This is a genomic window from Mycobacterium sp. (assembly GCF_025965855.1).
Classification (GTDB): Bacteria; Actinomycetota; Actinomycetes; order Mycobacteriales; family Mycobacteriaceae; genus Mycobacterium.
This window is the reverse complement of sequence record NZ_JAOPWB010000039.1, coordinates 1-13801: the sequence shown is the minus strand read 5'-3', so window position 1 is coordinate 13801 and position 13801 is coordinate 1. Positions and strand designations below refer to the sequence as shown.

Genomic DNA, 13801 nt, shown 5'->3' with positions numbered 1-13801 from the left:
GAAGCCATGCGGGAACTCACAGTGGTTGGTCTCGATGACGAGGGCAAATATGTCATCTGCGAGGGTGACGGCCCAACAGAACGGTTCAAGCTGGTGGCCGACGACGGACTCCGGGCCCTCCTCCGCGGCGAGTCGCCACCGCCCGAGCAACCGCCGCTCGACATCCAAGTCACCAACATGTTGAGCCCCAAGGAAATTCAGGCCAGAATCCGCGCCGGCGCGTCCGTCGAGCAGGTGGCCGCCGCGTCCGGCTCCGATATCGTGCGGATCCGCCGGTTCGCCCACCCGGTGTTGCTGGAACGCGCTCGCGCCGCGGAGCTGGCAACGGCGGCGCATCCGATACTCGCCGACGGCCCCGCGGTGCTGACCCTGCTGGAGACCGTCAGCGCCGCGTTGGTGGCGCGCGGCCTCGAACCCGACCGGCTCAGCTGGGACGCCTGGCGCAACGAGGACAGCCGCTGGACCGTGCAGCTTGCCTGGAAGGCCGGCCGTACCGACAACATCGCGCACTTCTTCTTCGCTCCCGGCGCCCACGGCGGAACGGTCACGGCGATCGACGACGCGGCCAGTGAGCTGATCGACCCCAACTTCGAGCGTCCGCTGCGGCCGCTGGCGCGGGTCGCCCGCCTCGAATTCGAAGAAGAGGCGAAGCCGGCGCCCCCCACGCCGCCCGAACAGCCGGTGCACACCCGGCGCGGCAAGCCGGTCATTCCGGCTTGGGAAGATGTGCTGCTCGGTGTGCGCTCAGGCGCGCACCGCTAGGCATCGCCCGACGCCGTCAGCGCCAGCAGCGTCACCCACGCGCCCGCCACACCCACGGCCGCACCCAGCACGAACCAGCGCAGCACCAAGGTGCGCCGCCAACCCCACAGCGTCGGCGCCAGCCCGCCCGCCGCCACGCTGTTGAGGCCGACCGCCAACAGCGGATGCACCCGGATCAGCCCCAGACTGAGCACGACGACGGCGACCCCGGTCACCGCGGCGACAAACGCGGAGACCGTCAAACCCGTTGCCCAGGGGACGGACTCGTCGCTCACCACGCGAGCCTAGCCCGCTCGTAGAACGCCAGGGCCGCCGCCGTCGCGACGTTGAGCGAGTCGGTACCTCGTGACATCGGAACGCGCACCCACACATCGCTTAGCCGCAGGGTGGCCCTCGTCAGCCCGGGGCCCTCGGCGCCCACCACCACCGCGACGCGTTCGTCCACCGCCGCGGCCATCGCCTCGGCCAGCGCGGACGCCTCGCGCTGCGGGGTCATCGCCAGGAGCCGAAATCCGCTCTCCTTCAACAACATAAGGTCGTTGGGCCAGTCGGATGCCCGCGCGTACGGCACCAGCAAGGCGTGGCCCATGGACACCCGCACGGCGCGGCGGTACAGCGGGTCCGCGCACCCGCCGCCCAACACCACGGCGTCCACCCCCAGCCCCGCCGCGTTGCGAAAGATCGAGCCCAGGTTCTCGTGGTCGTTGACACCCTCCAGCGCCGCGACCGTGCGGGCGCTTTCGACCACCTCCACGACGCTGGCTTCCGGCACCCTCCGGGCGGCCGCCAGCACACCGCGATTCAGGTGGAAGCCGACCACCGCCGCCATCACCTCGGGCGAGGTTCGGTAGAACGGCGCCGCGGCGCCGGCCAGATCGTCCTTGAGTTCGGCCAGCCTGCGGTCGGTGCCCAGCAGGGCGTGCGGGCTGAAACGGGACGCCAGCATGCGCTGCACGACCAGCACGCCTTCGGCGATCACCAGCCCTTTGCCGGTCGGCAGATCGGGACGGCGATCGACGCTATTGAGGTCGCGGAAATCGTCGAGGCGGGAGTCGTCGGGATCGGTGACGTCCTGAACATCCAAGCCGTCGGTCACGGGCTTTCATCGACCAGAACCACCATCAGATCGGCGGCCTCGCGCAGGGTGTCACGTTGGTCGCCGTCCAGCGTCGCCAGCCGCTTGGCCAGCCACTCCTGGCGAGCGCGACGGTTCGCCTTGACCAGCTCGGCGCCGGACGCGGACACCGAGACCAGCACCTGCCGGCCGTCGACGGGGTGCGGGGTGCGGTCGACCAGGCCCATCTCGGCCAGCGAGGCGATCACCCGGGTCATCGACGGCGGTCGCACGCGCTCGCGGATTGCCAGCGCGCCGGGGGTCATCGCCCCCTCGTTGGCCAGCGTGGCCAGCGCCGACAGCTGGGACAGCGACACCGGCGATGACGGGTTGCGGAACCGCAGTTGGCGGGCCAGCCGCATGACCGCAAGCGACAAGTCGCTGGCCAGCCGCGCCTCGGTGTCAGGCATGGCGCGAGGGTACACGCAACGCGAGAAACTCGGGATACAAAACGGCCAACGACGGACTTTGGTCCATCGCCCGCGCTCGGACACCTTCCGATGCTCCTCGTCGCGGGGCTATGTTGATCGCGATGACTGTCGAACCCGGCCAGGGCCGCGAGGCGCCGCCGCTGCCGGCCTCACTGCTCGAGGTGTGGCCCGTCATCGCGGTCGGCTTCCTGGGCTGGCTGATCGCCGCGGCCCTCGCGTTCCTCGTGCCCGCCCTGCAAAGTTGGCGCCCGGTGACGCTGGGCGGGCTGGGGGTCGGCCTGGTCGGCACGAGCATCTTCGTGTTGCAGCTCGCCGCCGCCCGCCGCGGCGCGCGTGGCGCGCAGACCGGCCTCGAAACCTACCTCGACCGCAAATAGATTCGCCGACCCGGGAGAAGCACATGGTCGCCCCGCTACTGCAAGCGCAAGTCGACATCGACGCACCGGCCGCCGAGGTGTGGGCGCTGATCTCCGATTTCCGGCGGATGCCCCAGTGGAGCCCGCAGTGTCGTTGGATGAGGCCCCTGGGCCCGCTTCGCGCGGGCACCCGCACCCTTAACCTCAACCGCCGCAAGCGCATGTTCTGGACCACCACGTGCACGGTGGTCGAGGTCGTCCCGGAGAAGAAGCTGGCGTTCCGGGTGAACACCAACCACACCGTGTGGAGCTACGAGCTCGAGCCCAACGGCCAGGGCACGCGGGTGGTCGAGAGCCGCCACGCCGAGAACGGCGTCACCGCGTTCTCGAACCTGTCGGTGAACGCGCTCTTCGGTGGGACCGCGAGCTTCGAGAGCGAGCTGCTCGAGGGCATGAACACCTCGCTGGCGAGGATCAAAGCCGCCGCCGAGACGGGTTAGTCCCCCGGTTCGGTGGGGTCAGGCGCAGACTCCGGCGCTTCCGGCGGCGACTCCGCTGGCTCGGCCTGGGCCGCCGACGGGTTCTCCGCGACGTCGAAAACGCCGTCGTCGTAGGGGTCATACATGGGCGAGCCCGTGCCCGCCGGGGCCGGAGTGTCCGAATGAGCGCCGCAGCCGTACCGCTTGTCGACGACATGCCCGTCGGCGGACAGCTCGTTGCCGCACACCCCGAACATCGCGCCCAGCGCCCCGGCCAGCGGCAGGAAAAAGCCGCAATCGCGGCACACGCGCTTGGTCGAGCGAGCCATCGCCGTATCGGGACCGTAGTCACCGGTGTGCCATCGCTCGGCCGCCTCGGAGCGGCCCAAGGCGCCCATCACCCAGCGCCGGCCCAACCCGATCTCGGCGGCGGTCTCGTCGACCTGCGGGTCACCGCTGGCGGCGTAGCTCGGGACCAGTCGAGGGTCCTCCACCGCCGGCGCCAGCAGGTCGCCGGGGCCCAGATCCCCCGGTCGCACCCGCTCCTCCCAGGGCACCCATTCCGGCGCCAGCAACGCCGTCGGACCGGGGATCAGCACGACTTCGCTGATCGTGGCGTGGTCCGCGCCGGGGTAGGCGGCGACGACGGCTGCCCACTGCCATCCCTGGTAGCCGGGCAAATGTGCCAGGAACCGGTGGGTCGCGGCGGTCGGGTCCTCGTAGTTGACGCCCAGGTAGTCACCGACGGCCTCCGGGCCGGCGAACTCCTCCACGGCGGCCCTGGCCTGGTCGGCCGCACCCGTGAGCAGCGTTCCCAACTCGTCGGGCCACTCGGCCACGGTCGTCGCGGCGGGTTCCTCGGTGGGTCCGGTCACGCTGTCCCCTCTCTGCAATGCGCCTCCAATACTAGGTTGGCGAGCCACACCACGTTTGCTTGCCGGCATAGGACAGAATTGAGTTGTGTCTGGACGGCGGCGTGATGATCGGGTCCGGGTGGCCTCTAACCCGGGCCGCCGGACCCGCTCGGGCCTCAAAGGCTCGGCCAACCAGCATCCCGGCATGGCCAACTACCCGGCCGACGACTCCGACTATCGCCGGTCGCGCCGTCGGCCGCCGTCGCCGAGCGCGAACCGTTATCTCCCGCCACTGGGTGAGCAGCCAGAGCCCGACCGCAATAGCGCCGCGCCCCCACGCGGTCCCGCCGCCAGCGAACGCATCACCGTTACCCGCGCAGCGGCACTGCGAAGCCGTGAAATGGGTTCCCGCATGTACTGGATGGTGCAGCGGGCCGCCACCGCCGACGGCGCCGACAAGTCGGGCCTGACCGCGCTGACGTGGCCGGTGGTCGCCAACTTCGCGGTCGACTCGGCAATGGCCGTCGCACTGGCCAACACCTTGTTCTTCGCCGCGGCCAGCGGGGAGAGCAAGTCCAAAGTGGCTCTGTACCTGTTGATTACGATCGCGCCGTTCGCGGTGATCGCGCCGCTCATCGGCCCGGCGCTGGACCGGCTCCAGCACGGCCGGCGCGTCGCGCTGGCGCTGTCGTTCGCGCTGCGCACCGTGCTGGCGGTGCTGCTGATCATGAACTACGACGGCGCCGCCGGCAGCTTCCCGTCGATGGTGCTCTATCCGTGCGCGCTGGCGATGATGGTGCTGTCGAAGTCGTTCAGCGTGTTGCGGAGCGCGGTGACACCGAGGGTGATGCCGCCGACCATCGACCTGGTGCGGGTCAATTCCCGGCTCACGGTATTCGGACTACTCGGCGGGACCATCGCCGGCGGGGCCATCGCGGGCGGCGTCGAGTTCGTCTGCACCCACCTCTTCAAGCTCCCCGGCGCGTTGATCGTCGTCGTCGCCGTCACGATCGCCGGTGCTTTGCTGTCGATGCGGATCCCGCGCTGGGTCGAGGTGACCGCGGGCGAAGTCCCGGCCACCCTGAGCTACCGACGCGACAGCGGCCAACCGCAGCGAAGCTGGCCCGGTGAGGTCAAAAAGGTCGGCGGAACGCTTCGACAACCGTTCGGCCGCAACATCATCACCTCGCTATGGGGTAATTGCACCATCAAGGTGATGGTCGGCTTCCTGTTCTTGTACCCGGCGTTTGTCGCCAAGGCGCATCAAGCCAACGGGTGGGCTCAACTGGCAATGCTGGGGATGATCGGCGCCGCGGCCGCGATCGGCAACTTTGCCGGAAACTTCACCAGCGCACGCCTGCAACTGGGCAGGCCCGCAGTGCTGGTGGTGCGCTGCGCGGTGGCGGTGTGCGCCGTCGCCTTGGCGGCCGCCGTGGCGGGAACCCTGATGGTGGCCGTGATTGCCACCCTGGTCACCTCGGGGGCCAGCGCGATCGCGAAGGCCTCTCTCGACGCCTCCTTGCAACACGATCTGCCCGAGGAGTCGCGGGCATCGGGATTCGGGCGATCGGAATCGACGCTGCAGCTGGCGTGGGTGCTGGGTGGGGCGCTAGGCGTCCTGGTGTACACGGAATTGTGGATCGGCTTCACCGCGGTCAGCGCCCTGCTCATCCTCGGCCTGGCCCAGACCCTGGTCAGCTTCCGCGGCGACTCGTTGATCCCCGGCCTGGGCGGCAATCGGCCCGTCATGGTCGAGCAGGAGGGGATGCGCCGTGGCGCCGGTAGGCCGGCGGCGGTGCCGGAGTGAAACGCGGCGTGGTCGCGCTCGCCGCGACCTTGGTGGTATTGGCGTGCGTTGGGGCTGGGGTCGGAACCTGGCTGCTCGTACGCCGCACCGGCCCGCAGCAACCCGAGATCAGCGCGTACTCGCACGGGCACCTGACCCGGGTGGGGCCGTACCTGTACTGCGATGTGCTCAACCTCAACGACTGCCAGACGCCGCAGACCCAGGGCGAGCTACCGTTCAACGAGCATTGCCCGGTGCAACTTTCGGTCCCCGCGGCCATCGCGCGGGCGCCCTGGCGGCTGCTGCAGGTGTATGAGGATCCCGCCGACACCGCCACGACCATGTTTCGACCGGGCTCGCGGCTCGCGGTCACCATTCCCTCGGTCGACCCGCAGCGCGGCCGGCTGACCGGGATAGTCGTGCAGTTGCTGACGTTGGTGGTCGACGACGGACAGGTCAACGACATCAGCACCATTCGCGCCGTTCCGCACGCGGAATGGTCAGTGCGCCTGACCTCTTAACCTCGCAACGCCGAGCGTCGAGTCGTTGCGTCAAACGGGACGATTTTGCACCACAACTCGACGTTGGGCCGAACATGTCAGTGCGGACCTGCACCGTGTGTCCATGGAGATCCTGGACTGGCCATTCAGAGGCACCGACGCGCTCGCCGCCAAAGCCGTCACCCGGCATCGGTTGCGGACCGATTTCGAGATGGTCCATCGCAACGTCTACATCCGCCGCGGCCAGAGGTTGACGCCCGTAACCCGGGCGGTGGCCGCCTGGCTGTGGTCCGAGCGGACCGCGACGGTGGCGGGCCTATCGGCTGCGGCGTTGCACCGCGCGGCATGGATCGACGACTGGCTGCCGGCCGAGCTGAACCGGCCCAGCCGCGACAAGGTGCACGGCATCATTCTGCACAGCGACAGCCTGGACGACGACGAGACCTGTGTGCGCGACCGGATTCGCATAACGACGCCCGCCCGCACGGCATTCGACCTGGGCAGGCGAAAAGGCTTGACTGCGGCGGTGATTCGGCTGGACGCGCTCATGCATGCAAGCGAGCTGAAGGCAGCCGACGTCGAGCTGATTGCCGACCGCCATCGTGGCGCGCGCGGGTTGGTTCAGCTGCGGCGGGTTCTGCATTTGGCCGACGCGGGCGCCGAATCGCCGTACGAAACCAAGACCCGCCTGGTCCTCGTCGGCGGTGGATTGCCGCGACCCCAGACGCAGATAGAGGTGCTCGACGGGTGGGCTGCGGTCGTCGCGCGGATCGATATGGGCTGGGAGGAATGGAAGGTCGGCGTCGAATTCGACGGCGCGCAACATTGGACCGATCCTGCGCGGCGCACCCGGGACATCGATCGATTGGCCGAGCTCGATGCCTGGGGCTGGAGGATCATTCGGGTCAGCGCCGACCTGCTCCGATACCGACCCCATGTCGTGGTTGCGCGCACCCGAAGTGCGCTGCTGGCGGCCGGTTGCCCGCTATGACACCCCGAACGTGGAGTTGATGCGCGAAAACGACACGATGCGCGCAATCAAGTCGACGTTCGGCGGTGGGCCCGTGACGTTCTGTGGTGGGCCCGTTACGCGCCGTGGCCGGCCGGCACTCGTTCGCCCTCGACAGGGGGTCCGGGGGGGCTTCCGTCCCCGAAAGGCCTGCCGCCCAAGGTTTCCCGCCCGTGTGGGGTCAGCCAGCCGGAAAGGTCCGGGCCCTTGGGCACGATGCGGGTTGGGTTGATGTCGGCGTGCACGATGTAGTAGTGCTGCTTGATCTGGACGAAGTCGACGGTATCGCCGAAACCCGGCGTCTGGAACAGGTCACGCGCATAGGCCCACAACACCGGCATCTCGGACAGTTTGCTTCGATTGCACTTGAAGTGCCCCTGGTAGACGGGGTCGAAGCGGGCCAGGGTGGTGAACAGCCGCACGTCCGCCTCGGTGATGGTGTCGCCCACCAGGTATCGCTTGTTGGCCAGGCGATCGCTCACCCAATCCAACGCGGTGAACAGCCGGTTGTAGGCCGCTTCGTAGGCCTGCTGCGAGCCGGCGAAGCCGCAGCGGTAGACGCCGTTGTTGATCTCGGTGTAGACCCTCTTGCTCACCTCGTCGATCTCGGCGCGCAGCGGCTCCGGGTATAGCTGGGGAGCGCCGTCGCGGTGGTAGGCGGTCCACTCGGTGGAGAGACCCAGCGTCATCTGCGCGAAATCGTTGGTGACCACCGCACCGGTCGGTACGTCGACGATTGCCGGGACCGTGATGCCTTTGGGGTAGTCGGGGAAGCGTTTGAAGTAGGCGTCCTGCAGCCGCGGGATCTTCAGCACCGGGTCGACGCCGCCCGGGTCCAGGTCGAAAGTCCAGCTGCGCTTGTCGTGGGTGGGTCCGCAAAACCCAATGGACAGAGCGCCTTCCAGGCCCAGCAACCGCCGGACGATGATCGCGCGGTTGGCCCACGGGCAGGCGCGGGCCACGATGAGCCGATACCGGCCGGGCTCTACCGGGTAGCCGTCGCGTCCGTCGGCGGTGATGCGGGTGTTGATGTAGTTGGTGTCGCGGGTGAATTCGCCCGCAGGGGCGACATAGGAGGCCATGGTGACAAGTCTGCCCCCAGCGGTCGGCGCCTAGAGTGTGGCCTCCGTCGAGGGGGCCGCGGTCAGGAACCGGCGGGCCAGGTTGGTCTCGGTCGACTCCCCCGGTTCCCAATGCGCTATCCACGGTCCGGTGCCCTCCGACTGATCGAGGATCCCGTCCTCGAGCCAGGTGTACCGGCCTTCCAGCACGTCGTGGGTCAGCCGGACGTCGCTGCTGTCGGTGTTGGTCCACAACGCCTGGAACAGGGCCTCGACCCGCAGGGTCGCTTGCTGACAGAACGTGTCGGCCAGCTCGTACGCCTGCCGGCCGACGGCCGGGTCCGCTGCCCGCTGACCCTCGGCGCGCACGCAGGCCGCCGACATCGCGAACAGCTCCGCGCCGATGTCGACGATGCGCCCCAGGAATCCCTGCCTTTGCTCGAGCCTGGCCTGCCAGCGCGCCATACCGTAGAAGGTGTTGCGGGCCAGCTTGCGGGTGGAGCGTTCGACGAACCGCAGGTGGGACGCCAACGGGCCGAACTCGCTGTACGCGGTGGGCCGCTGCCCTTCGCCGAATACCAACTGTGGCAACCACTTTGCGTAGAAGCCGCTCGCTCCGACGGCCGCGGCGGCCTTCTGCCGCAACCCCGTGTCGGGTTTGGCGAGGTCACCGGCCGCGCTCAGGTGGGCGTCGACGGCCTCCCGCGCGATGAGCAGCCGCATGATCTCGCTGGATCCCTCGAAGATGCGGTTGATCCGCAGGTCGCGCACCACCTGCTCGGCCGGCACCGCGCGCTCCCCGCGCGCGGCCAGCGACTCCGCGCTCTCATAGCCACGCCCGCCGCGGATCTGCAAGAGCTCGTCGGCGATCAGGCAGGACATCTCGCTGGACCACAACTTGGCCAGCGCCGCCTCTATCCGGATGTCGTTGCGGCCTTCGTCGGCCATCTGAGCGGACAGCTCGAGCACCGCGTCAAGCGCGTACGTGGTCGCGGCGATGAACGAGATCTTGCTCGCCACCGCTTCGTGTTTGGCGAGCGGCTTGCCCCATTGCACGCGCTCGCCGGACCATTCGCGGGCAATCTTCAGCGCCCACTTCGACGATCCCGTCGCGCTCGCGGGAATCGACAGCCGCCCGGCGTTCAGCGTGGTCAGCGCGATCTTCAGGCCGTCGCCTTCCCGGCCGATCAGGTTTTCGGCGGGCACCCGCACCCGGTGCAGCCTGGTGACGCCGTTCTCGATGCCGCGCAACCCCATGAACTTGTTGCGCCGCTCCACGGTGATCCCGGGGGAATCGGCCTCGACGACGAACGCGCTGATCCCGCCGCGGTGCCCGTCGCCCTTGGGCACCCGGGCCATGACCACCAGCAGTTCGGCGACCACGCCGTTGGTGGTCCACAACTTCACGCCCTCGAGTTCGTATGCCTTCCCGTCCTCGACCGGTGTAGCCGTCGACGCCAGCCGCGCCGGGTCCGATCCCACGTCCGGTTCGGTGAGCAGAAACGCCGATACGCCGCCAGCGGCGCAGCGCGGCAAGAACTTCCGCTTCTGTTCGGGGGTCCCGGCGAGTTTGAGCGGCTCGGGTACGCCGATCGACTGGTGGGCCGACAATAGTGCGCCGAGGCTGGGATGAACCGACGAAATCATCACGAGTGCCCGGTTGTAGGCGACTTGCGACATGCCCAGGCCGCCGTATTCAGTGGGTATCTTCATGCCGAAGCAGCCCAGTTCGGCCAAGCCCTTCACGTATTCGTCGGGGATCTGCGCGTCGCGCTCGATGACGCTGCCCTCGACGGTGTCAAGGAACTCCCGCAGCCTGCCCAGGAAGGCGCGGGTGCGCGCCTCGTCGGCATCGGATGGCTTCGGAAACGGGTGGATGAGCTCTAACGGAAAGTGACCGAGAAACAGTCCCTTGGCGAACGACGGTTTGTCCCAACCGCTTTCGCGGGATTCCTCGGCGAGGGCCCTCGCTTGTTCCTCGGTGACCTGCGCTTGCTGTGCCATCGCCGCCTCCTCGCTAACGACTCACATCGAGGCTTGGGTACCCAGTCTCTGACCGCATACTACGGCGAATCGTGACAAAAGTGACCAGTAGTCGCCGGTCTCGCCGGAAGAGGCCGGAAGCGGGTGGAGAACCTAGACGCAGCTAGGAGTCGAGCTCCTGGGCCACGGCCTTGACCACCTCGGACACCCGACGGGCGGTCTTGCGGTCCGGGTATCGACCCTTGCGCAACTCGGGCTGCACGGCGCTTTCCAGCAGCGTGATCATGTCCTCGACCATCCCGTGCAGCTCGTCGGGGCTGTGCTTGTGCTCGACCGGCGCCGCCTCACGGCGCGTCTTGGCAAGGCTGGGCGGCGGATCGATCAGCTTGAGACTTAACGCCTGCGGTCCGCGCCGGCCGGATGCGACGCCGAATTCCACTCGCTGTCCCGCTTTGAGCCCCTCGACCCCGGCGGGCAACGCGGACGAGCGGACGTAGACGTCCTCGCCGTCCTCCTGCGACAGGAAGCCAAACCCCTTTTCGGCGTCGTACCACTTAACCTTGCCGGTCGGCACTGGTCTCACCTGCTTGTCTGACGGATCACTAGGATGGGCAACGCAAGAAGCGTCCCGCCTGCGCAGGACGCATGTTGAGTTCTGATCCTACTCGGATGCCCGCCTGACGAGCACCCCCGTTACCGTCACTCGGTAGTCTGGCATTACCGCTGGAGGAGACATGCGCCTGATCCTGAACGTCATCTGGCTTGTGTTCGGCGGCCTCTGGATGGCCGCCGGATACCTGCTGGCGGCGCTCATCAGTTTCCTGCTCATCGTCACCATTCCCTTCGGCTTCGCGTCGTTGCGCATCGCCTCCTACGCGTTATGGCCGTTCGGCCGGACGATCGTCGACAAGCCGACCGCCGGGACCGGCGCCCTGATCGGGAATGTCATCTGGGTGGTGCTATTTGGGTTGTGGCTGGCGATCGGTCATCTGGTGACCGCGGCGGCGATGGCGATCACGATCATCGGCATTCCGCTGGCGCTGGCCAACCTCAAGTTGATCCCGGTGTCGCTGATGCCGCTGGGTAAAGACATCGTTGCGATCGATTCCGCTCCCGCACCGGCGACCTTATGACCCTGACCGCCTTGGGCTTACCGACGGTGCGAAGCCGCACCGACGGCGACGTCGCCCGCGACGTTCCCGGCAGCGGCCCGCTGCTGGACACCTATGGACGGGCCGCCACCGATCTGCGGGTGTCGCTGACCGATCGCTGCAATCTGCGTTGCAGCTATTGCATGCCGGCCGAGGGCCTCGACTGGCTCCCCGGGGAGCAATTGCTGCGCCCCGACGAGCTGGCCAGGCTGATGCACATCGCCGTCACCCGGCTCGGCGTCACCAGCGTGCGGTTCACCGGTGGCGAGCCCCTGTTGTCCCGCCACCTCGAAGAGGTGGTCGCCGTCGCCGCCGGTCTACGGCCCCGCCCCGAGATCTCGGTGACCACCAACGGGGTGGGGCTGGCGCGGCGGGCCGCCGCGCTCGCGGAGGCAGGCCTGGATCGGGTCAACGTGTCGATGGACAGCGTGGACCCAGACCACTTTGCGGCCATCACCCGCCGGGACCGGCTCGCCGACGTGCTCGACGGCTTGGCGGCCGCCAAACAGGCCGGCCTGACACCGGTCAAAGTCAACGCCGTGCTCGCCCCCGCGACCGGGCGTGAGGATGTCGTCGGCCTGTTGCGGTTCTGCCTCGAGCATGGCTATCAATTGCGGGTCATCGAGCAGATGCCGCTGGACGCCGGGCATCGGTGGCGCCGCGGCGCCGCGCTGACCGCGGACCAAGTGCTGGCGGTGCTGCGCCCGCACTTCCGGCTGCGCCCGGACCCGGCGCCGCGCGGTTCGGCCCCGGCCGAGCTCTGGCTGGTCGACACGGGCCCGGACACGCCCAGCGCAAAGTTCGGTGTCATCGCGTCGGTGTCGCACGCCTTCTGCTCGACCTGCGACCGCACCCGGCTGACGGCCGATGGCCAAATTCGCAGCTGCCTGTTCTCGGCCGAGGAGACCGACCTTCGGGGCCTGCTACGCGGCGGGGCCGGCGACGACGCGATCGAGGCGGCGTGGCGTGCCGCGATGTGGGGCAAACCCGCCGGCCATGGCATCAACGATCCCGACTTCATCCAGCCCGCGCGCCCGATGAGCGCGATCGGTGGCTAGCCCCATGGGGCAGACCCCGGTCGAAGCGGAGGGACTCCAGGTGACGGTCCGCTACTTCGCCGCCGCGCGCGCGGCGGCGGGCGCCGAATCGGAGACGCTGGTGGTGCGTCCGGGCACCACGGTGGCCGAATTGGTCGAGCGCCTCGGCGTTCGGGGATCTCGCCTCGCCACCGTGATGAGCCGATGCTCCTACCTGTGCGACGGCATCGCGGTTCGCGACGAAACCACGCCGTTACAGACCGGTGACACGATCGACGTTCTGCCTCCCTTCGCCGGCGGCTGAAACTGTGAGATAGCTCACGTAACGGAACGATAACGACGCAATCACGCTCCGATATCGGAGTTGTGACCTGCGCAAATCCCTGGCGCTCCTGGGCTTTTCGCGGATTGCCGTGGGGGAAACGCCGGGTGTCTCCCAACGTGACGAGACCAACGGAACGCGCTAGCGTCTCCGAGGGTTCGTCAATCGACCGAACGGCGTTCCTCCCCTCCTATCGCGCCGAGCTCCATCCAATAGGCGGGGTCACCGACAAGTGGATGGAGGCGGGGGACCCACCGGTCCACCGTGATCGGACTGGAGCCGCTTGCGGCTCCTTGGGGTGAAGCCGACGCCGGCTCCCATGTGGAGTGCGGTATTGGCCGGGTAGCCTCTCCAACCCGAACCCGACAGCTGACCTCGTAGGCGCGTCACGAGAGAGGAATATTCCGGCGCGTATGAGTGGACGTCACCGTAAGCCCACAACATCCAGCATTAGCGTCGCCAAAATCGCCTTCACGGGGGCGGTACTTGGTGGCGGCAGCATCGCCATGGCCGGCCAGGCGGCCGCGGCCACCGACGGCGAATGGGATCAGGTAGCCCATTGCGAATCCGGCGGCAACTGGGGAATCAACACCGGCAACGGCTACCACGGCGGTGTGCAGTTCACCGCGAGTACCTGGGCGTCGCACGGCGGTGGCCAGTACGCCCCGTCGGCCGAACTTGCTACCAAAGACCAGCAGATCGCGGTCGCCGAGCGCGTGCTGGCGACCCAGGGGCGTGGCGCCTGGCCCGTGTGTGGCGGTCCGCTATCGGGCGCCACGCCGCGCGAGGCTCCGGCGCCCGTACCGGCGGGTATGGACGCCCCGCTGGATGCGCCCTGGCTCAACGGGATGCCGCCGCCGCTGGCACCCCCGGCGGCGGACGCGCCGCCGCCGGACGCTCCTCCGCCGCCTCCCGCACCGCCCGCTGATCCGGCCCCGCCGGTGACGCTGACGTCG

General features: G+C 68.6%; 17 protein-coding genes and 1 riboswitch. Of the genes, 10 read left to right on the top strand and 7 right to left on the bottom strand.

The genetic code is table 11. The features are described from left to right. The first annotated feature begins 6 nt into the window (after positions 1–6). Entirely contained in the window at positions 7–762 is a 756-nt protein-coding gene (gene sepH, locus JWP83_RS02970) for a septation protein SepH (RefSeq protein ID WP_297725625.1), read from the top strand. Here the strand turns inward: sepH and JWP83_RS02965 are convergent. The 3 genes from JWP83_RS02965 to JWP83_RS02955 are packed head-to-tail and all read right to left on the bottom strand — an operon-like array spanning position 759 to position 2286. Further along, positions 759–1037, bottom strand: coding sequence for a DUF2537 domain-containing protein (locus JWP83_RS02965; RefSeq protein WP_297725623.1), 279 nt, complete (start codon positions 1035–1037; stop codon positions 759–761). The two genes, sepH and JWP83_RS02965, sit on opposite strands and share 4 nt — an antisense overlap. After that, positions 1034–1858, bottom strand: a complete 825-nt coding sequence (locus tag JWP83_RS02960; protein ID WP_297725621.1) for an RNA methyltransferase — start codon at positions 1856–1858, stop codon at positions 1034–1036. The genes JWP83_RS02965 and JWP83_RS02960 overlap by 4 nt, the downstream gene beginning before the upstream one ends. After that, on the bottom strand, positions 1855–2286 hold the full coding sequence (locus JWP83_RS02955) for a MarR family transcriptional regulator (RefSeq protein ID WP_297725619.1): 432 nt from the start codon (positions 2284–2286) through the stop codon (positions 1855–1857). The genes JWP83_RS02960 and JWP83_RS02955 overlap by 4 nt, the downstream gene beginning before the upstream one ends. 122 nt (positions 2287–2408) lie before the next feature. On the opposite strand from JWP83_RS02955, the gene JWP83_RS02950 reads away from it, so the two are divergent. Together JWP83_RS02950 and JWP83_RS02945 are read left to right on the top strand one after the other, a co-directional pair. Continuing rightward, a complete protein-coding gene (locus JWP83_RS02950) occupies positions 2409–2684 on the top strand; it encodes a DUF2530 domain-containing protein (protein WP_297725617.1) in 276 nt (91 codons plus the stop codon). Positions 2685–2707: 23 nt separating this feature from the next. Further along, the gene (locus tag JWP83_RS02945; protein ID WP_297725615.1) at positions 2708–3163 is read left to right on the top strand and encodes an SRPBCC family protein; all 456 of its coding nucleotides are present in this window, start codon (positions 2708–2710) and stop codon (positions 3161–3163) included. On the opposite strand, the gene JWP83_RS02940 is transcribed toward JWP83_RS02945, so the two are convergent. Then, positions 3160–4017 (bottom strand): DUF3027 domain-containing protein, encoded by an 858-nt coding sequence (locus tag JWP83_RS02940; RefSeq protein WP_297725613.1) that lies wholly within the window; start codon positions 4015–4017, stop codon positions 3160–3162. The genes JWP83_RS02945 and JWP83_RS02940 overlap by 4 nt on opposite strands. Before the next feature lie 118 nt (positions 4018–4135). Between JWP83_RS02940 and JWP83_RS02935 the strand changes: the two genes are divergently transcribed. From JWP83_RS02935 to JWP83_RS02925, 3 genes are all read left to right on the top strand, one after another. Then, positions 4136–5803, top strand: a complete 1668-nt coding sequence (locus JWP83_RS02935) for an MFS transporter (RefSeq protein ID WP_297725690.1) — start codon at positions 4136–4138, stop codon at positions 5801–5803. Continuing rightward, entirely contained in the window at positions 5800–6303 is a 504-nt protein-coding gene (locus JWP83_RS02930; RefSeq protein ID WP_297725611.1) for a DUF2771 domain-containing protein, read from the top strand. The genes JWP83_RS02935 and JWP83_RS02930 overlap by 4 nt, the downstream gene beginning before the upstream one ends. Positions 6304–6406: 103 nt before the next feature. Beyond that, a complete protein-coding gene (locus JWP83_RS02925; RefSeq protein ID WP_297725609.1) occupies positions 6407–7273 on the top strand; it encodes a DUF559 domain-containing protein in 867 nt (288 codons plus the stop codon). A 95-nt stretch (positions 7274–7368) separates the two neighbouring features. Here the strand turns inward: JWP83_RS02925 and JWP83_RS02920 are convergent, their stop codons facing one another. The 3 genes from JWP83_RS02920 to JWP83_RS02910 form a co-directional block, all read right to left on the bottom strand. Then, entirely contained in the window at positions 7369–8373 is a 1005-nt protein-coding gene (locus JWP83_RS02920; protein ID WP_297725607.1) for a glutathione S-transferase C-terminal domain-containing protein, read from the bottom strand. 30 nt (positions 8374–8403) lie between these two features. Further along, a complete protein-coding gene (locus JWP83_RS02915; RefSeq protein WP_297725605.1) occupies positions 8404–10356 on the bottom strand; it encodes an acyl-CoA dehydrogenase family protein in 1953 nt (650 codons plus the stop codon). Between the two features lie 142 nt (positions 10357–10498). Then, positions 10499–10909 carry a cold-shock protein gene (locus JWP83_RS02910; protein WP_297725603.1) on the bottom strand — a complete coding sequence of 137 codons (411 nt, stop codon included), beginning with the start codon at positions 10907–10909 and terminating at the stop codon, positions 10499–10501. Positions 10910–11069: 160 nt separating this feature from the next. On the opposite strand from JWP83_RS02910, the gene JWP83_RS02905 reads away from it, so the two are divergent. The 4 genes from JWP83_RS02905 to JWP83_RS02890 all read left to right on the top strand — a co-directional run. Beyond that, a complete protein-coding gene (locus JWP83_RS02905) occupies positions 11070–11468 on the top strand; it encodes a YccF domain-containing protein (protein WP_297725601.1) in 399 nt (132 codons plus the stop codon). Beyond that, entirely contained in the window at positions 11465–12544 is a 1080-nt protein-coding gene (gene moaA / locus JWP83_RS02900) for a GTP 3',8-cyclase MoaA (protein ID WP_297725599.1), read from the top strand. The genes JWP83_RS02905 and moaA overlap by 4 nt, the downstream gene beginning before the upstream one ends. 4 nt (positions 12545–12548) lie before the next feature. Beyond that, positions 12549–12827: a MoaD/ThiS family protein gene (locus tag JWP83_RS02895; protein ID WP_297725688.1), complete on the top strand. Its 279-nt coding sequence runs from the start codon at positions 12549–12551 to the stop codon at positions 12825–12827. Positions 12828–13031: 204 nt separating this feature from the next. Further along, positions 13032–13245, top strand: a riboswitch (cyclic di-AMP (ydaO/yuaA leader). 13 nt (positions 13246–13258) lie between these two features. Beyond that, a partial coding sequence (locus tag JWP83_RS02890) for a transglycosylase family protein (protein WP_297725597.1) occupies positions 13259–13801 on the top strand: 543 nt, incomplete at its 3' end.